Annotated in this window: 15 protein-coding genes and 1 pseudogene; 12 read left to right on the top strand and 4 right to left on the bottom strand. The window is 66.6% G+C overall.

The window, feature by feature from the left end:
- From RID11_RS12555 to RID11_RS12530, 6 genes and pseudogenes are all read left to right on the top strand, one after another.
- Positions 1 to 137, top strand: a pseudogene (locus RID11_RS12555) (peptide chain release factor 1); the annotation flags it as partial.
- Complete coding sequence (gene prmC / locus RID11_RS12550) at positions 134 to 1,000, top strand: peptide chain release factor N(5)-glutamine methyltransferase (protein ID WP_350139625.1); 867 nt, start codon at positions 134 to 136, stop codon at positions 998 to 1,000. The pseudogene RID11_RS12555 and the gene prmC, both read left to right, overlap by 4 nt.
- Positions 1,001 to 1,209: 209 nt before the next feature.
- Positions 1,210 to 1,833, top strand: coding sequence for a DUF4167 domain-containing protein (locus tag RID11_RS12545; RefSeq protein ID WP_350139622.1), 624 nt, complete (start codon positions 1,210 to 1,212; stop codon positions 1,831 to 1,833).
- Positions 1,834 to 1,997: 164 nt separating this feature from the next.
- Entirely contained in the window at positions 1,998 to 2,741 is a 744-nt protein-coding gene (locus RID11_RS12540) for an RNA methyltransferase (protein WP_350139620.1), read from the top strand.
- Between the two features lie 55 nt (positions 2,742 to 2,796).
- Positions 2,797 to 3,945 carry a heme A synthase gene (gene ctaA, locus RID11_RS12535; RefSeq protein WP_350139618.1) on the top strand — a complete coding sequence of 383 codons (1,149 nt, stop codon included), beginning with the start codon at positions 2,797 to 2,799 and terminating at the stop codon, positions 3,943 to 3,945.
- Entirely contained in the window at positions 3,942 to 5,408 is a 1,467-nt protein-coding gene (locus RID11_RS12530) for a carboxypeptidase M32 (RefSeq protein ID WP_350139616.1), read from the top strand. The genes ctaA and RID11_RS12530 overlap by 4 nt, the downstream gene beginning before the upstream one ends.
- A 269-nt stretch (positions 5,409 to 5,677) precedes the next feature.
- Here RID11_RS12530 and RID11_RS12525 read toward each other — a convergent pair whose 3' ends face one another.
- From RID11_RS12525 to gyrA, 3 genes are all read right to left on the bottom strand, one after another.
- Complete coding sequence (locus RID11_RS12525; RefSeq protein ID WP_350139613.1) at positions 5,678 to 7,189, bottom strand: UDP-N-acetylglucosamine 4,6-dehydratase family protein; 1,512 nt, start codon at positions 7,187 to 7,189, stop codon at positions 5,678 to 5,680.
- Between the two features lie 149 nt (positions 7,190 to 7,338).
- A complete protein-coding gene (locus RID11_RS12520) occupies positions 7,339 to 8,187 on the bottom strand; it encodes an NAD-dependent epimerase/dehydratase family protein (protein ID WP_350139610.1) in 849 nt (282 codons plus the stop codon).
- Between the two features lie 16 nt (positions 8,188 to 8,203).
- Positions 8,204 to 10,894 (bottom strand): DNA gyrase subunit A, encoded by a 2,691-nt coding sequence (gyrA, locus tag RID11_RS12515; protein ID WP_350139608.1) that lies wholly within the window; start codon positions 10,892 to 10,894, stop codon positions 8,204 to 8,206.
- 229 nt (positions 10,895 to 11,123) lie between these two features.
- Between gyrA and RID11_RS12510 the strand changes: the two genes are divergently transcribed.
- Positions 11,124 to 11,393 (top strand): usg protein, encoded by a 270-nt coding sequence (locus RID11_RS12510; RefSeq protein ID WP_350139606.1) that lies wholly within the window; start codon positions 11,124 to 11,126, stop codon positions 11,391 to 11,393.
- Between the two features lie 253 nt (positions 11,394 to 11,646).
- The gene (gene selD / locus RID11_RS12505) at positions 11,647 to 13,839 is read left to right on the top strand and encodes a selenide, water dikinase SelD (protein ID WP_350139604.1); all 2,193 of its coding nucleotides are present in this window, start codon (positions 11,647 to 11,649) and stop codon (positions 13,837 to 13,839) included.
- Here selD and mnmH read toward each other — a convergent pair.
- On the bottom strand, positions 13,830 to 14,867 hold the full coding sequence (gene mnmH, locus RID11_RS12500; RefSeq protein WP_350139601.1) for a tRNA 2-selenouridine(34) synthase MnmH: 1,038 nt from the start codon (positions 14,865 to 14,867) through the stop codon (positions 13,830 to 13,832). The genes selD and mnmH overlap by 10 nt on opposite strands.
- A 134-nt stretch (positions 14,868 to 15,001) precedes the next feature.
- Here mnmH and RID11_RS12495 point away from each other — a divergent pair, with 134 nt between their 5' ends.
- From RID11_RS12495 to modC, 4 genes are read left to right on the top strand one after another with little or no spacing between them, the layout of a single operon-like run.
- On the top strand, positions 15,002 to 15,385 hold the full coding sequence (locus RID11_RS12495) for a winged helix-turn-helix domain-containing protein (RefSeq protein WP_350139598.1): 384 nt from the start codon (positions 15,002 to 15,004) through the stop codon (positions 15,383 to 15,385).
- A gap of 29 nt (positions 15,386 to 15,414) precedes the next feature.
- On the top strand, positions 15,415 to 16,227 hold the full coding sequence (gene modA / locus RID11_RS12490) for a molybdate ABC transporter substrate-binding protein (RefSeq protein WP_502949356.1): 813 nt from the start codon (positions 15,415 to 15,417) through the stop codon (positions 16,225 to 16,227).
- 5 nt (positions 16,228 to 16,232) lie between these two features.
- On the top strand, positions 16,233 to 16,931 hold the full coding sequence (modB, locus tag RID11_RS12485) for a molybdate ABC transporter permease subunit (protein WP_350139594.1): 699 nt from the start codon (positions 16,233 to 16,235) through the stop codon (positions 16,929 to 16,931).
- A complete protein-coding gene (gene modC / locus RID11_RS12480) occupies positions 16,931 to 18,016 on the top strand; it encodes a molybdenum ABC transporter ATP-binding protein (protein WP_350139592.1) in 1,086 nt (361 codons plus the stop codon). Before modB ends, modC begins: the two co-directional genes overlap by 1 nt.
- The last annotated feature ends 43 nt before the right edge of the window (positions 18,017 to 18,059 follow it).

Here is an 18,059-nt window from a genome sequence, read left to right as displayed (position 1 = left end):
CGCAAGGCCGGATGACCGACCACCGCAACAACCTCACGCTCTACAAGCTCCATCAGGTGATACAGGGCGAACTCGACGCTGTGATCGACGCGCTGACGGCGGACGCGCAGGCCACGCTATTGGCCGAGATGACGTGAGCGCGCAGGCGGCACTTGTCGCGGCCACGCGGGCCTTGCAGGCGGCGGGGATCGAGGCGGCGGCCGGTGATGCGCGCGCGCTGATGGCGGCGGCCATGCAGGTCTCGCGTGATCGGCTGACCTTGCATCTGGGCGATGATCTCGATGCGGCGGCAGCGGCACGGTTTGACGCGATGATCGCGCGACGCATGGCACGCGAGCCGGTGGCGAAGATCATCGGGCGGCGCGAGTTCTGGGGGCGCAGCTTTGAGGTGACGGCAGATGTGCTCGACCCGCGCCCCGAAACCGAATGCCTGATCGCCGAGGCGCTGCGCGGCCCGGTCCCGGCGCGGTTGCTTGATCTCGGCACCGGAAGCGGAATCATCGCGGTAACGCTACTGGCCGAAATGCCCGGGGCACGGGGCGTGGCCACCGATATCAGCGCCGCGGCGCTTGAGGTGGCGGGGCGCAACGCGGCGCGGCACGGGGTGGACACACGGCTCGATCTTTGCCGCTCGGACTGGTTTTCGCAGGTCACAAGTGAGTTTGACCTGATCGTCTCGAACCCGCCCTATATCGCGGCGGACGAGATGCCGGATCTCAGCCCCGAGGTGCGCGACCACGACCCTGAGCGCGCGCTGAGCGATGGCGGCGACGGGCTTTCGGCCTACCGGATGATCGCAGTGGGGGCAGGGGCGCATCTGCGCCCCGGTGGCCGTATCGCGCTGGAAATCGGCTGGCAGCAGGGCGCGCAGGTGCGCGATATACTGACACGCGCGGGCTTTGCCGAGGTGGGCGTGCTGCCCGATCTCGACGGGCGCGACCGCGTGATCGTCGGCGTCTGGACCGCGAAACAGGGCGGATCGGTGCCGTCTGACCGCTAAAAACCGCGCAAAGTGAATAAAAATCTCGCTTTCCTCTTGTGCGGCGCGGTCCAGCGTGTTTAGTGGAGATTATCAAGACGGCGGATGCCCGATGAGGGCGGTCCCGCTTGATGCCAAGCCAATACATGTCCGATTCGACAGATTTCGGCGCAAGGACGCGCCAGTTCGGATCAAGCGACGCATTGACCACAAGGCTGGACTGCAAAAATATGAGATCATCCAAGTCACGTTCGCGGAACAAGCCGAACCGCAACCGCTCGGTCGGGAATATCGTCAACCGGGTCTTCGACAGCTCCGGCCCCGAGGGTAAGGTGCGCGGGACGCCGCAGCAAATCATCGAGAAATACAATCAGCTTGCACGCGATGCGCAATTGTCGGGCGACCGGGTCGCCACCGAGAATTTCCAGCAGCATGCCGAACATTACCTGCGCATGCTGGGCGAAGCGCAAAAGGAACAGGACGCCCGCCGCGAGGAGCAGGAGCGTCAGAACCGCGACCGTCAGGCGGATCGTGACCGTGATCGCGGCGATCGCGGGCAGGGCGGGCGCGATGACGGCCAGACGCGCGACGATAGCGACAGCGGTGGCCAGGGGCCGCGCCATACGCAGCCCGATCCGGCCCGCAGCACGCAGCCCGATGTGATCGACAGCAGCGGCGATAGCGAAAGCGGCCTGGTCGAGACGCCGGAAACCCAGGAAAAGCCTGCGCCGCAGAAACGCCCGCGCAAGCCGCGCGCCAAGAAGCCGCCGAAATCCGAAGGCGGCGACGACCAGCCGCAGGGGGATGAGGCCAAGGATGCCTCCTCTGGCGGCCCGGCGGAAGCGGCGGAATAAGCCGCCACGCGATGGACTGTTCAAGGGCGTGCGGCCAATCGGGGCGCGCGCCCTTTTGCTTGGGTTTGGCATGAGTATTTTCAGAAAGGTGACGGGCAGGGGCTTTTCAGTTCCGCGGCCCTGTCCTAAACCCGGCGCGCCGCCTATCCGGAAAGAGAGCACCGATGCCCAGTGACCGACCGCAGCCCGCCTTCGTGCTCGTGCGCCCGCAGATGGGTGAGAATATCGGGGCCGCCGCGCGGGCGATGTGGAATTTCGGCCTCGACCGGATGCGCATCGTGGCACCGCGCGACGGCTGGCCCAACCCCAAGGCCGTGGCGATGGCGAGCGGCGCGGGGCGTCTTCTGGACGAGGCGCAGCTGGTCGAGACGACGGCCCAAGGCGTGGCAGATTGCGCCTATGTTTTTGCCACCACGGCGCGGGCGCGGGGCCTGACCAAGCCGGTTTTCAGCCCCGAACGCGCGATGGCGCTGGCCGCCGAAAAGATAGCCGGGGGGCAGAAGGTGGCCGTGCTTTTCGGGCCAGAGCGCGCCGGGCTGGAAAACGATGATATCGCGCGGGCCAACGCGATCATCAACGTGCCGGTGAACCCCGAATTTGCCAGTCTCAACCTTGCGCAATGCGTGCTGCTGACCGCTTATGAGTGGCAGCGCGCCGCAGGTGAGGTGGTGCATGAGCGCATGGACATGGCCAAATCCGATTGGGCGGAGCAGATCGAGATCGAGAGGCTGGCGGAGCATTACGAAGAGCGGCTGGGCGAGGTGGGGTTTTTCTTCCCCGAGCACAAGGCCGAGAGCATGAAGAGCAACCTGCGCAACCTCTGGAGCCGGATGCCGCTGACCCGCGCCGATGTGCAGATGCTGCACGGCGTGTTGCGGCAGATGGTCCGCTGGAAGGAGCGCGGTTGAAGCGGGCAGGTCCGCGACCTAAGCTGTCAGGCGGTCGGAACCGGAAAGGCGGGACATGAGCGGGAAACGCAGTATTTTCGAAGAGGTGGGCGGCACCGAGGCCCCCAAACAGGCCCCCAAGGGTGGTATGATCGATTCCGGGCGGCGCGGCGCGCGGCGCGGTATCCGCATCTGGCTGATGATCCTCTTTGCGCTGGTGGTGGTGATGATCGCCGTGGGCGGGCTCACGCGGCTGACCGATAGCGGGCTGTCGATCACCGAGTGGAAGCCGGTGAGCGGGGCGCTGCCGCCGATGTCCGACGCCGTCTGGCAGGAGGAATTCGACAAGTATCGTGCGATTCCGCAATACGAGCTTTTGAACAAGGGCATGAGCCTTGCCGAGTTCAAGGTGATCTACTGGTGGGAATGGGGGCACCGGCAATTGGGCCGGGTCATCGGGCTGGTCTGGGCGCTGGGCTTTTTCGGCTTTCTGCTGGCGCGGCAGATCCCCAAGGGCTGGGCGGGGCGTCTGCTGGGCTTGGGTGCTTTGGGCGGGGCGCAGGGCGCGATTGGCTGGTGGATGGTGTCCTCGGGGCTTTCGGGGGAGATGATCGCCGTGGCCTCTTACCGGCTGGCGACGCATCTGGGGCTGGCCTTCGTCATCCTCGGGCTGATTGCCTGGTATGTCTTTATGCTTGGCCGTGAAGAGCGGGAACTGATGCAGGCCCGGCGCGGGCGTGAGGCCAGGCTTTTCAGCCTCTCCACCGGCCTGATGCATTTCGCCTTTCTGCAAATCCTGCTGGGCGCGCTGGTGGCGGGCATCGACGCAGGCCGCACCTATACCGACTGGCCGCTGATGGCCGGGGGCCTCCTGCCGCCTGACATGATGGACCTTGCCCCGTGGTGGCGCAATTTCTTCGAGAACCCCGGCACGGTGCAGTTCATTCACCGGGTCAGCGGCTATCTGCTGCTGGCCTTCGCCGTGGTGGCCTGGCTGCGCGGACGGCGCTCTGCGCATGGCATCACACGCGGCGCGTTTACCGCGATGTTCGCGGTGCTGCTGTTACAGATCGTGCTGGGGATCATGACGGTACTCTATATCGCGCCGTGGCATCTGGCGATTGCGCATCAATTCGTGGCGGTGGTGCTCTGGGTGCTGATCCTGCGGGCGCGGTTCCTAAGCCAGTATCCGCGCGCCACATCCATTCGGGGGGCGACGGCATGACGGCCTATGACGATCTGATGGCGCAGGAGCGCGACACGCAGGCGCTGGCACAAGTGGCCGGGCGGCTGGGCTGGGATCAGGAAACCATGATGCCGCGCGGGGCGGCAGAGCAACGGTCCGAGGAGTCGGGCGCGATGCAGGCGGTGCTGCACGCCCGGCGCTGTGATCCCCGGCGCGGCGATCTGCTGTCCGAGGCCGAGGCGGAGGTCAGCGACGAGGTCGCCCGCGCGCAGCTGCGCCATATCCGCCGCGACTATGATCGCGCCACACTGGTGCCTGGTGATCTGGCGGTGGCGCTCGCGCGGCTGACCAGCCGCGCGCAGGGGCAATGGGCCGAGGCACGCGCGGCGGATGATTACGCTGCCTTCGCGCCGGTGCTGGCCGAGGTGATCCGATTGAAACGCGAGGAGGCCGCCGCCGTGGCGCGGGGGCGCGACCTCTATGATGCGCTGATCGACGATTTCGAGCCCGACATGACGGCGGCGCGGCTAGACGCGATGTTCGCCGAGATGCGGCCCCGGCTGGTCGATCTGCGCGCCCGCGCGCTGGAGCGCGACTGGCCCGCGCTGGACGCGCATTTCGACGAACAGGCGCAACTGCGTCTCTCGCGCGAATTGGCACGGAATTTTGGCTATGATTTCGCGCGCGGGCGGCTCGACATGGCCGTGCATCCGTTCAGTTCGGGCAGCGGCGACGATGTGCGTATCACCACGCGGGTGAGCGAGCATGATCCGTTCAACTGCCTCTATTCCACGATCCACGAGGTCGGCCACGCCTGTTATGAGCAGGGCATCGACCCGGATTATCGCCTGACGCCGCTGGGGCAGGGCGTGTCGATGGGCGTGCATGAAAGCCAGAGCCGGATTTACGAGAACCAGCTTGGGCGCAGTCGAGCCTATACCGGCTGGCTGTTCGAGCGGATGCGCGACACCTTCGGCGATTTCGGAGTGGACGATGCCGAGACGTTCTATCGCGCGGTCAACCGGGTGCATCGCGGGTTCATCCGCACCGAGGCGGACGAGGTGCAGTACAACCTGCATATCATGCTGCGGTTTGATCTGGAAAAGGCGCTGATCGCGGGGGATCTGTCGACCGACGATCTGGAGGCCGCGTGGAATGACCGCTTCGAGGCCGATTTCGGCTATGCGGTGGATCGGGCCTCGAACGGGGTGTTGCAGGATGTGCATTGGTCGGTGGGGCTGTTCGGCTATTTCCCGACCTACAGCCTGGGCAATGTCTACGCCGGCTGTCTTTACCAGGCGATGCGCGGGGCGGTGCCGGATCTGGAGGTGCATCTGTCGCGCGGCGATCTGGGCGGGGCGACATCCTGGCTGCGCGCACAGGTGCAGCGCCATGGCGGGCGGTTTGCCCCCGCCGAGGTGATCGGGCGCGCCTGTGGAGGGGCGGAGCCCACGGCGGGGCCGCTGCTGGAGTATCTCGAGGAGAAATTCGGGAGGCTTTGAGGAGGGTAGGTTTTGGCCTCGAGCGGTCGTTTAGTTGCAGCGCCAATGCGCGGAATCAAGGCGCGGAACGCGCCGCCGCGCAGCGCCCGACCGCCCCCCCGGGCGGGCGCTTTTGCAACGTCATAACCCCGCGCAATCGCTGCAGTATTTGGCTGCCATAAAGCGCGCCCCGGAAAGGTTGCAGCGCCCACCCGCGGTCGGGCACAGCGCGGCTCATCTCGGAAACGTCAACGACAGCATCAGGCCCAAATCAACCGCCTTCCGACCCCTCAGTCATTCACCGCCTCATCCGCCTCGGTCTGCTCGATCCACTGCGCGAGGATCGAGCGCAGCAGGGCCACATCGCGGGTTTCGATCGCCTCGGACAGTGACTTGAGCGCCTTGGCAAGCTCGATCTCCGACAGGTGCCCCTCCTGCGCGCGCAGGATGCGCGGATGCAGTGTGGTCAGCATATCCGAGCCGATCAGCAGTTCCTCGTGCAGCTTCTCGCCGGGGCGCAGCCCGGTGATCTCGATCTCGATATCGCCGCGCGGATTGGCAGCATCGCGCACGCTATAGCCGGACGCCTCGATCATCCGGCGCGCGATGTCCTGAATGGCGACCGGTTCGCCCATATCGAGCACGAAGACATCGCCGTCGCGGGCGAAGGATCCTGCCAGCAGCACCAGTCGCACTGCCTCGGGAATGGTCATGAAATAGCGCGTGACCTCCGGGTGGGTCAGCGTTACCGGTCCGCCGCGCGCGATCTGATCGGCAAAGACCGGGATCACCGAGCCCGAAGAGCCCAGAACATTACCGAAACGCACCATCGAAAATCGCGTCTTGTCCGACCGGGTGGCCAGATCCTGCACGATCATCTCGGCAAATCGTTTAGAGGCCCCCATCACCGATGTCGGGCGCACCGCCTTGTCGGTGGAGACGAGGATAAAGCGTTCGACCCCCGCCTCGCGCGCGGCATTGGCGACGGTACGGGTCCCGAGTACGTTGTTGCGCATCCCCTCGATGGCGTTCGATTCCACCAGCGGCACGTGCTTGTAGGCGGCCGCGTGCAGCACCACGTCAATCTTCTTGGCGTGCATCAGCACGTTGACGAGGGCGGCGTCGCAGACCGAGCCGAGGATCGGGATGATCTCCAGTTCTGGGGCGAGACCGCGCAGTTCGCGCTCGATCTGAAACAGCACATGTTCGCCGTGATCCATCAGGATCAGGGTTGTGGGGCGGCATTGCACCAATTGACGGCAAAGCTCGGAGCCGATGGAGCCGCCCGCACCGGTCACGAGAATGCGCCGCCCGGCATAGACGTCGCTCACATCCGGCAACTCGTTCTCGAGTGCGTCGCGCCCCAGAAGTGCTGCCGGATCGACGGCGCGGCCCGTGGGACGGGTTCCGCCGTCATGTCGCCGCCAGAGGTGGCGCGCGCCCGATATGAGCAGATACACGATCCCCGTTGCGATGAAGAACCGCGCCGATGGTCCGGCTACCATCACCGCCGACAGGAGGATGCCGGTGAGGCTTGCAATTCCGGCGACAAGGGCAATCCGTCCCATGTCGCTGGTGAGGTGGCGGATCGGTGTGGCGCGGTGCAGGTCGAGCGCGTTTCCCAACCCCGCCGCGATCAATATGGGAGGCAGCGCCCAGAGACCCGATATGGCGAGCGCGCGCGCGTCACCGGTGAGCAGCGCACCGAGGGTGATGGCCAACAGCATCAGCCCCGCCTCGATCACCGCGTGCAGGATACGCCCTCGCTCGGGGCGCGGAAGGCGGGTCAGCCGGTGGGGCATGGTCGTCTCCGCAGGAAAGTGCCCCCAAATATTTGGGCAGCGTCATGGTATAATAGGGCGTGCCTCGGTCTTGGGGCAATGTTTCTCACCATGCCGTGACCGGATCCGGGCGGGAAGTGAAGGATATGTCCATAGCATGGGCTTGCGTGTCAGGCCGTGCGAGCTTGGGCGCTACGCCAATCGGCGAGCATCTCGCGGGGGGTTACATGGTGCACCGCGCCCGGCAAGAGCCGTGCCAGCCGGTTGCCATCGAGCGAGACCTCCGCCTGCGCCTCGGGCGGCGCTGCGCGCCAGATGATCGGGCAGCCCGCAGCCCGTACCAGATCCTCCATCGCCACGGGCGCGGGCGCTGCGATGTTGAGGAGATCGGGCAAATCGTCCGTGGCCAGCCGGGCCAGCCCGGCCAGCACCCGCGCCAGGTCGCCCGGCGCGACATAGCTGCGCCGCGGCCCGGCCCCATCCGCGAACCGGTCGAGCGTGACGCCGCGCGTCGGATCGTTCAGCGCAGGCGCGAGGCTGTCCGCGCCCACCACGTTGGCCAGTCGCAGGATCACATGATGCAGGCCGTCGCGGGGCAGGGCGGCGACGGTATGCTCCATGTCCAGCTTGGCGTGGCCATAGGCATTGACCGGGGCCGGGATGCGCGACTCGTCCATCGTGTGGCCGGGGCCGTAGATCGCGGCGGTCGAGATATGAAAGACGCGCTTTGCCCCGCAGGCGTGGGCCAGCCGAACGCCTTGCGCCACGAGGCCCACATTTTGCGCAATTGTCTGCGCGTCGCCCGATGTCTGCCCCCAGAGCGCCACCATTGTCTCGCAGAGGGGCAGGTCGGGGAGGGGGGTGGGCGCGCCGGGCCAGAGGATATCCGCATCGCCGCGCCGGGCGAGCCAGATGGGCTGTGGGCCGTCATCAACAGGCCACGCCATGCGCAACAGGCGGCCAAGCCGGCCATTCGCCCCGGTGATCAGGCAGCGAGAGGCCGGGGCAGCGCCTTGCATCCGCCCCGCCCCGCTCTCATTCCTCCGACGATGCCGTCTCGTCCTCGTCCTCGGCCTGCTCGGCGATCCACGCGACCGAGACGACCTCTTCGCCCTTGCCGGTGTTGAACACCTTGACGCCACCGGCGCTGCGCGAGCGGAAGGAAATGCCCATCACCGGCACGCGGATCGACTGCCCGCGCGAGGTGGCGAGCATGATCTGATCTTCCAGCGTCACCGGGAACGAGGCCACGAGTGGCCCGCCGCGCATCGCGCGGTCGATGGCGGCGACCCCCATGCCACCGCGCCTGCGCACCGGGTAGTCATGGCTCGACGACAGCTTGCCCGAGCCATTGGCGGTGATCGTCAGGATCAGGTTCTCGGCGGCTTGCATCTCCTCGAACCGCTCGGCGCTCAGCACGGCGTCGGCGTTGCCGTCTTCTTCGCCGCTCTCGTCCTCGGGGGCCCCGGCGGCGGCGCGGCGCATCTTGAGATAGGCGGCGCGCTCGTCCGATGTGGCCTCGAAATGGCCGATCACGGACATCGACACGACGCGGTCGCCGTTCTGCAACCGGATGCCGCGCACGCCGGTGGATTTGCGGCCCTTGAAGACGCGCACATCAGGCACCGGAAAGCGGATCGCGCGGCCGGAATTGGTGACCAGCATCACGTCATCGGCAGGCGAGCAGATGCGCGCATTGACCAGTTCCACGCCCTCGGGCAGGTCCATCGCGATCTTGCCGTTGCGCATGACATTGGTGAAATCCGACAGCGCATTGCGCCGCACATCGCCCGCCGAGGTGGCGAACACGATCTGAAGGTCGGCCCATTCCTCCTCGGCGCGGTCCACCGGCATGATCGCGGCGATGGAGACGCCGGTGGGGATGGGCAGGATGTTGACGATGGCCTTACCCTTGGATGTGCGCCCGCCAAGCGGCAGACGCCATGTCTTGAGCTTGTAGACCATGCCTTCGGTGGTGAAGAACAGCAATTGCGTATGGGTGTTGGCCACGAAGAGCGTGGTGACCACGTCCTCATCCTTGGTGGCCATGCTGCTGAGGCCCTTGCCACCGCGCTTCTGGGCGCGGAAGTCGGCGAGCGCGGTGCGTTTGATATAGCCGCCCTGCGTGACGGTAACGACCATCTCCTCGCGCTCGATGAGATCCTCATCCTCCATGTCGCCGGACCAGTCGACGATCTCGGTGCGGCGCGGCACGGCGAATTGGTCGCGCACTTCCGTCAGCTCGTCGCGAATGATCTGCATGATGCGCTCGCGGCTGGCGAGGATGGCGAGGTAGTCCTTGATCTTGCCCGCGAGGTCCTGCAACTCGTCGGTGACTTCCTTGACGCCCAGTTGGGTCAGGCGTTGCAGGCGCAGATCGAGAATGGCGCGGGCCTGCGTTTCCGACAGGTTATAGCTACCGTCCTCGTTGGCGCGATGGGTGGGGTCGTCGATCAGCGCGATATATTCGAGGATATCGCCTGCAGGCCAGCGCCGTTCCATCAGCTTCTTGCGTGCCTCGGCGGCATCGGCCGAGGAGCGGATGGTCGCCACCACCTCATCGACATTGGAGACCGCGACGGCGAGACCGCAGAGCACATGCGCGCGTTCCCGCGCCTTGCGCAGATCAAAGGCGGTGCGGCGCGCGACCACCTCTTCGCGGAATTGAACGAAGAGCGACAGAAAGCGATGCAGCGTCAGTTGCTCGGGCTTGCCGCCGTTGAGGGCCAGCATGTTGCAGCCGAACGAAGTTTGCATCGGGGTGAAGCGGAACAACTGGTTGAGCACCACTTCGGCGGTGGCGTCGCGCTTGAGTTCGACCACCACGCGCACGCCGTTGCGGTCGCTTTCGTCCTGAACGTGGGAGATTCCCTCGATGCGCTTCTCGCGGGCGGCCTCGGCGATCTTTTCGATCATGCTGGCCTTGTTCACCTGATAGGGGATATCGTCGATGACGATGGCATAGCGATCCTTGCGGATTTCCTCGGTTCGGGTCTTGGCGCGGATGATGACGCTGCCGCGCCCCTCCAGATAAGCCTTGCGCGCCCCCGACCGGCCCAGCATGAGGCCGCCGGTGGGGAAATCGGGGCCGGGGACGTAGCGGATCAGATCCTCGGTCTCGAGATCGGGGTTGTCGATCAGCGCCAGCGTGGCGTCGATCACCTCGCCCAAGTTGTGCGGCGGGATGTTGGTGGCCATGCCGACGGCGATGCCGCCCGCGCCATTGACCAGCATGTTGGGGAACCGCGCGGGCAGCACGGTGGGCTCGCGGTCCTTGCCGTCGTAATTGTCCTGAAAATCGACCGTCTCTTTCTCGATATCGGCGAGCAGAAAGGACGCAGGCTTGTCCATGCGCACTTCGGTATAGCGCATGGCCGCCGCATTATCGCCATCCATCGAGCCGAAATTGCCCTGACCGTCCAATAGTGGCAGCGACATCGAGAAATCCTGCGCCATACGCACCAGCGCGTCATAGATCGCGGAGTCGCCATGCGGGTGATACTTGCCCATAACGTCGCCCACGGCGCGCGCCGATTTGCGGTAGGGCTTGTCGTGGGTATTGCCACCCTCATGCATGGCATAAAGGATGCGCCGGTGCACAGGTTTTAGGCCGTCGCGCAGATCGGGGATCGCGCGGCTTACGATCACGCTCATCGCGTAATCGAGATAGGAGGTCTTCATCTCATGCGTGATGGAAACCGAGGGCCCGTCATATGCGGGGGGCATTTCATCTGTGTTTTCAGGGGGTTGAGGCGTATCGCTCACGTTTTTTACCGTCCTGTGATCTGGCGCTATATCTTGTTGGAACGACTATATCAGAGCCATGATATGGGGTGCAATGGCGCAACGGGGTGGCATTTGTCAGCCACACTCGCCGAGTGCCAACATACTGTTTTTATTGAAAAGTAATTTCTTTCGGGCATCATCGGAGGACAGGCAGTTAGTGGAGAGACATATGGAGACCTCTGAAACCGAACTGATGCTCAAGGGCTACGGGCTGACCACGGCGGAATTCTTCTACAGGATGCCCGACTATCAAAACGTGCTCAATACCTATCTCTGGCAGGACTATGACCTTGCCCCGGATCATCCGAAACTGTTCGAGTTCATCGAATTCTGGCAGCGCGAGATCGAGGGGCCGCTGCATTCCGTGCGCTTCACCCATCGCAAGTTGATCGCGCCCGGCGAATGGCGCAACGTGACCGGCGAATTCACCCTGCACTGAGTGTTGGATTGATACGCGGGCCGGGTTTGTTTAGGTGGAGCGGCTGCGCCGCGTAGGTTTTGCCGGATTGGGGCGATGCCCGCAAACCCCCGGAGTATCCTGAAAGGAGGACGGCCGCGCGGAGGGGCGACGGCGCGATACGATCGCCATTCTGGTGGTGACAGTCTCAGGGATTCAGGAAACATAGCGTCGTTGCGCTTTTCGCCCGCGCGGATATGCCCTATGCCAACTCCGAAAACTGGAGGCCCATTCCATGATGCAATCCACCGCACCGATGTCGCGCGACCTCGTCCTCGTGGGCGGTGGCCATGCGCATGCGCTGGTGTTGCGGATGTGGGGGATGGACCCGCTGCCCGGCGCGCGTCTGACGGTGATCGACCCCAATCCCGTTGCCCCTTATACTGGCATGCTGCCGGGGCTCGTGGCCGGTCATTACCGGCACGAGGAACTGGAGATCGATCTCGTGAAGCTGGCGCGCTTTGCCGGTGCGCGGCTGGTGGTGGGGGCGGCCACGCGGATTGACGCAGGGGCGCGGCGCATCACCGTCGCGGGCCGCGGCGAGATTGCCTATGACGTGGCCTCGGTCGATGTCGGCATTCATTCGGGCATGCCGGACCTTCCGGGCTTTGCCACCCATGGCGTGGCGGCCAAGCCGCTTGGCCCCTTCGCGCAGGCCTGGGACGGGTTCGTCGCGCGCGTGGCCAAGGGGGAGGCGCCGGCGCAGGCGGCGGTGATCGGCGGCGGCATCGCCGGGATCGAACTGGCGCTGGCGATGGCGCACCGGTTGCAGGGAGCGGGCGCACGGCCCGAGATCACGCTGATCGAGCGCGCGCCCGAGATTGCGCCCGACGCCCCGGTGGCGCGCGCGCGCCTGCTGGCGGCGCTGCGGGGCTACGGCGTGCAGGTGCTGACCGGGGCCGAGGTGCGTGCGATCTCTGAGACGGGCGTCGAGATGGCCGACGGGACGCCCATCCCCGCGGGTTTCATTGCCGGGGCGGCGGGGGCGCGGGCGCATCCTTGGCTGGCAGCTTCAAACCTGCCGGTGACCGATGCGGGCTTTCTGCGCGTCGGCCCGGATCTGCGGGTCGAGGGCTGTGAGACGCTCTTTGCCGCCGGGGATTGTGCTCACCTGGCCCATGCGCCGCGCCCCAAGGCGGGGGTTTACGCCGTGCGCGCGGCCCCGGTCCTGCGTGACAACCTGCGCGCGGCGCTGAGCGGGCAGGCGTTGCGCCCCTTCCATCCGCAGCGTCATTACCTCAAGCTGATCTCAATGGGGCGCAAATCGGCCCTCGCCGAAAAGGCGGGCCTGGCCTTTGCCGGGCCGGTTCTGTGGCGTTGGAAAGACCGGATCGACCGCAAGTTTATGGCGAAATTCGAGCCGCTGCCACAGATGTCGAAATCGGAAACCCCGCGCGTCAGAGCACTCAGCGAGGAGACGGTGCAAGAGCCGCTCTGCGGCGGTTGCGGCAGCAAGGTGGCTCCGGATGTGCTGTCGGGCATGCTGGCCGCGCAAGGTGGTGCCGCGCGTGCCGACATCCTGACAGGGCCGGGCGACGATGCCGCCGTGCTCGACATCGGCGGTGTGCGTCAGGTGCTGACCACGGATCACCTGCGTGGCTTTACGATGGATCACGGGCTGATGGCGCGGGTCGCGGCGCTGCATGCGTTGGGTGATATCTGGGCGATGGGCGCGTGCCCGCAGGCGGCGCTGGTGTCGATCACGCTGCCACGCATGTCCGAGCCGTTGCAGGCCCGCAGCATGTCCGAGATCATGGCGCAGGCAGGCGATGCCTTGCGTGCAGCGGGGGCAGAGATCATCGGCGGGCATTCGACGATGGGCGCAGAGTTGAGCATCGGCTTTACCTTGACCGGACTGCTGGAGGGCGACGCGATCACCACTGCCGGGGCGCGGCCCGGAGATGTGCTCGTTCTCACACGGCCCATCGGTTCGGGCACGCTCTTGGCCGCCGAGATGCGCGGGCAGGCGCGCGGTGGTGACATCCGCTCTTTCTTGGACGTGCTGGCCACCCCGCAGGGCGATGCGGCGGCGATCCTGTCCGACGCGCGGGCGATGACGGATGTGACGGGGTTCGGGCTGGCCGGGCATCTCTGGGCGATCAGCCGGGCCTCAGGCTGTGGCGCGGCGCTCGACCCGGCGGCGGTCCCGCTGTTCTCCGGGGCGGAGGCGCTGGCAGCCACGGGCCTGCGTTCGACCATCTGGGCGGCAAATCGCCGTGCGGCCCCCGTGGCCGGGGCCGGTGAGGATGCGCGCGCCATCCTGCTGCACGATCCGCAAACGGCGGGCGGGTTTCTCGCGGCGGTGGCCTCTGACGTGGCAGAGGACCGGCTGCGCGCCCTGCGTCTGGCAGGCCATGACGCGGCGATCATCGGACAGATGGAAGAAGGCGCGCCGGGCGTGCGCTTGCAGGGTGTTGCTCAGCCGTGACCGGCGATCAGGTGGCGCGCGGTTGCGGCCAGCGTCGCCTCTTCCAGGTCGGGCAGGCAAAGCGGCGCGGCCTGTCCCGGCCCGGCGATGCGAGTGTAACGCGGGTCGTAATGCGTGACGATCAGCGACTCGACCAGCCGCGCCAGATCACCGGTTGCGGCCAATGCGCGCCACTCCGCCACCTGGTCGTGCCCGTGATAGCGCACCAGCCGCCCGAGGATCGTGTCGAGCGTGCCCGGATCGGCGACGAGGTCTGCATAGTCTGACAGAAGATGCGTGACCCGCGCTGCCATTGGTGCGGTGATGCGCACCACCTCCGCCGCCTTCATCGCACGGGCGAGCGCGGGCGGCAGGTTGATCCGCCCGATCCGGGTGCTTTCGGCCTCGACAAAGACCGGGCGCGCGGGATCGAGCGCCGTGATGTGGGCCGCAAGCGTGCTCTCGAACGCCTTTTGCGGCGGTTGCCCGCCTGCGATCGGGCCAAAGACAGAGCCGCGATGGGCCGCCATCTCCTCGAGGTCCAGAACCTGACCGCCCTGCGCCGCGATATGGGCCAGCAGCCGCGTCTTGGCGGTGCCGGTGCCGCCGTCGATCAGCACGACCCGGGCCGGAAAATCCTGCTCGTAGAGCATGTCCGCCACGAGGCGGCGATAGCTTTGATAGCCGCCCGCCACGGTCTCCGCCTGCCAGCCGATCTGCTTGAGGATCACGGTGAACGACCCCGACCGCTGCCCGCCGCGCCAGCAATAGACCAGCGGCCGCCAGCCGCCGCCGCGATCCGCAAGCGGCCCCTCGATATGTGCGGCGGCATTGCGCGCCACCAGCGCCGCCCCGATCTTGCGCGCGAGGAACTTGTCTTCCTGCACATAGATCGTGCCGACGCGGGCACGCTCGGCATCCGAGAGCACCGGCAGGTTGATCGCGCCGGGGATGTGATCCTCGGCGAATTCCGACGGCGAACGCACGTCGATGATCTCGTCAAAGGGCAGCGCGGCAAGAGCGCCGAGGCTGTCGAGCGTGACCGGCATGATCAGGAGGAGAGGGCAGTTGTGGTCATCCCCGTTCCATGCGTCGCCCTGCGCCCGAGTGCAAGGGGCCTTGCGGGCCATCCCGCCCCACGATATATCTTGCAAGACAGATCGAAGGCGAGGCATAAAGCGGTATGAGCGAGGATCGGCATACCGGGGCAGAGGCCTCCCGTCTGCGGCTGCGCATCGTGTTCGGCGAGGATGCGATGCTGGGCCCGGGAAAGGCGGACCTGCTCGAAGGAATCCGCGAGACCGGCTCCATCGCCGCGGCCGGGCGACGCATGGGGATGAGCTACAAACGCGCATGGAGCCTTGTCGAGACCATGAATACGGCGTTTCACGCGCCCCTCGTGACCTCCTCGCGCGGCGGGGCCAAGGGAGGCGGGGCGGCCCTTACCGAGACCGGCGAGACGGTGCTGATGCATTACCGCAAGCTGCAGGAGATCACCGCCGAGGCGGGTTCGGCGCGGATCAGCGCGCTATGTGATCTTTTGGCCGATAGGTCTGATGGAAAATAACGCTTGATCGCTCGGCTTGCCTCGGCGATATGTTTTCTGAGACATATCTAAGGGGAATTTTCGTGCGGTCTCAGGTCTTGCGCTCATCCATCCTGTCGCTGGCTCTTGGCCTTGCCACGCTTGCCCCTTCCGGTGCGCGCGCCGAAGGCGTCACGGTCTTTGCCGCCGCCAGCCTGACCAATGCCATGGCCGAGATCGAGACAGGGTTTGAGGCCCTGACCAGCCATGATCTTGCGATCTCGCTGGCCGGGTCCTCGGCCTTGGCGCGCCAGATTCAGCAAGGTGCCCCGGCGGATGTGTTCATCTCCGCCAATCCCGGCTGGATGGATGCGCTGGAGGCCGATGGTCTGATTGCGCAAGGCACGCGGCGCGATCTGTTGCGCAACTCTCTCGTTCTCATCGCGCATGACGCGCTGCACCCCATGGTCAAGATCGGCCCCGACATGGACCTTGCCGCGATGCTGGGCGACGGACGTCTCGCCATGGCGCTGGTCGAGGCCGTTCCGGCCGGTATCTACGGCAAGGCAGCGCTGGAAAACCTCGGGCAATGGCAGGCGGTCGCCCCCCGCGTGGCGCAGAGCAACAACGTGCGCGGGGCGCTCGCCCTCGTGGCGCTTGGCGAGGCACCTTACGGCATTGTCTATGCCACCGATGCCGCAGCCGAAGACGCAGTGTCGGTCATCGGCACCTTCCCGGCCGGGACCCACCCGCCGATCGTTTATCCCGTGGCCGGGATCGCCGGGCGCGAGGGGCCGGCGCAATCGGCCTTGCTCGACTACCTGCAAGGGGCCGAGGCCCGCGCGGCATTTGCCCGGCAGGGCTTTGCCGTGATTGCGGACTAAGGCCCATGCAGGACTGGCTCAGCCCTGCGGAATGGGAGGCGGTGCGCCTGTCGCTGCGCGTCGCGCTCTGGGCCACCCTGTTCAGCCTGCCGTTCGGTCTGGCTGTGGCCTATGCGTTGGCCCGCTGGAGGTTTCCGGGGCGCGAGGTTCTCAACGTCGTGGTGCATCTGCCCCTGATCATGCCGCCGGTAGTGACCGGCTATCTGCTGTTGCTGGCCTTCGGCATCAAGGGGCCCATCGGCGGGTTTCTGGACAGCACGCTGGGGTTCACCTTCGCCTTTCGATGGACGGGGGCGGCACTGGCGGCGGGTGTCATGGCGTTCCCTTTCATGGTGCGCGCTGTGCGCCTTTCGATCGAGGCGGTGGACCCGAAACTGGAACAGGCGGCGGCCACGCTCGGGGCGTCGGGGGCGTGGGTGTTCCTGACCGTGACGCTGCCGCTGATCCTGCCGGGCATCCTCGCCGGAACGGTGCTGACCTTCGCCAAGGGCATGGGCGAGTTCGGGGCCACGATCACCTTCGTGTCAAACATCCCCGGCCAGACCCAGACCATCCCGCTGGCGATTGACCTGTTGCTCGAAACCCCCGGCGGCGAGGCGCGGGCGGCGCGGTTGGCCGGGCTGTCGATCCTGATGGCTGCCGCGGCGCTGGCCTTCTCGGAATGGATGGCGCGGCGCGTCGCGGCCCGTGTGGGCGGGCGCTGATGCTGGAGGTACGACTGTCCCATACGCTCGGGGCGCTGAGCCTCGACGTGGCGTTCGAGGCCCCCAAGGGGATCACGGTGCTCTTTGGTCGCTCGGGCTCGGGCAAGACCACCATCGTCAACGCGGTGGCGGGGTTGCTCCGGCCCGGCACAGGTCGGATTGCCATCGGCGAGCGGGTGCTGTGTGACACCGCGCAGCGCCTGCACCTGCCGCCGCATCGGCGCAGGCTGGGCTATATCTTTCAGGAGGGGCGGCTGTTTCCGCATCTGAGCGTGCGGCAGAACCTGCGCTATGGGCAATGGTTTGCGCCAAAAAGCGCGCGGCCCGCGGATATGGACCGTGTGGTCGAGATGCTGGGTATCGGTGATCTGCTCGCACGCCGCCCCGGCGCGCTCTCGGGCGGCGAGAAACAGCGCGTGGCCATCGGGCGTGCGCTTCTGTCGGCCCCGCGCGCGATCCTTGCGGATGAGCCTCTGGCCTCGCTCGACGAGGCGCGCAAGGCCGAGATCCTGCCCTATCTGGAGCGGCTGCGCGACGAGGTGGACATTCCCATCCTCTATGTCAGTCATTCCGCCTCTGAGGTGGCGCGGCTGGCCACGACGGTCGTGGCGCTCGATGCAGGCCGCGTGGTGGCGCAGGGCCGTGCCGAAGAGGTGCTGGGCGATCCCGCGATCACGCCGCTCGGTGCGCGCGAGGCGGGCGCAGTGCTGGCGGCGCGGGTGGTGCGGCATCACGAGGACGGGTTATCGGAGCTCAATGCCGGTGGCGCGGCCCTGTGGCTGCCGCGTGTGGACCGGGCGGAAGGGGCCGAGTTGCGCGTGCGCATCGCCGCGCATGACGTGATCGTGGCGCGCGGACGGCCCGAGGGGCTGTCTGCGCTGAACGTGTTGCCGGGGGTGGTGCAGGCGGTCCGCGAAGGGGCGGGGCCGGGGGCCATCGTCGCGGTGGACACACAGGCAGGGCGCGTGCTGGCCCGGATCACCCGGCGTGCGGCGACGGCACTCGCTCTTGCCCCCGGTGCCGAAGTGCATGTCGTCGTCAAGGCGGTATCGGTCGCGCAGGCGGATGTGGGGGCTGCAGGGTAGGGGAGGTCGGCATCGGGCGGTTCTTGAAGCGATCCGTGCATCG

It is taken from the genome of Roseovarius sp., from assembly GCF_040219995.1.
Lineage (GTDB): Bacteria > Pseudomonadota > Alphaproteobacteria > Rhodobacterales > Rhodobacteraceae > Roseovarius.
The sequence above is the reverse complement of the archived record's forward strand: the minus strand, read 5'-3'. Positions and strand labels throughout refer to the sequence as shown.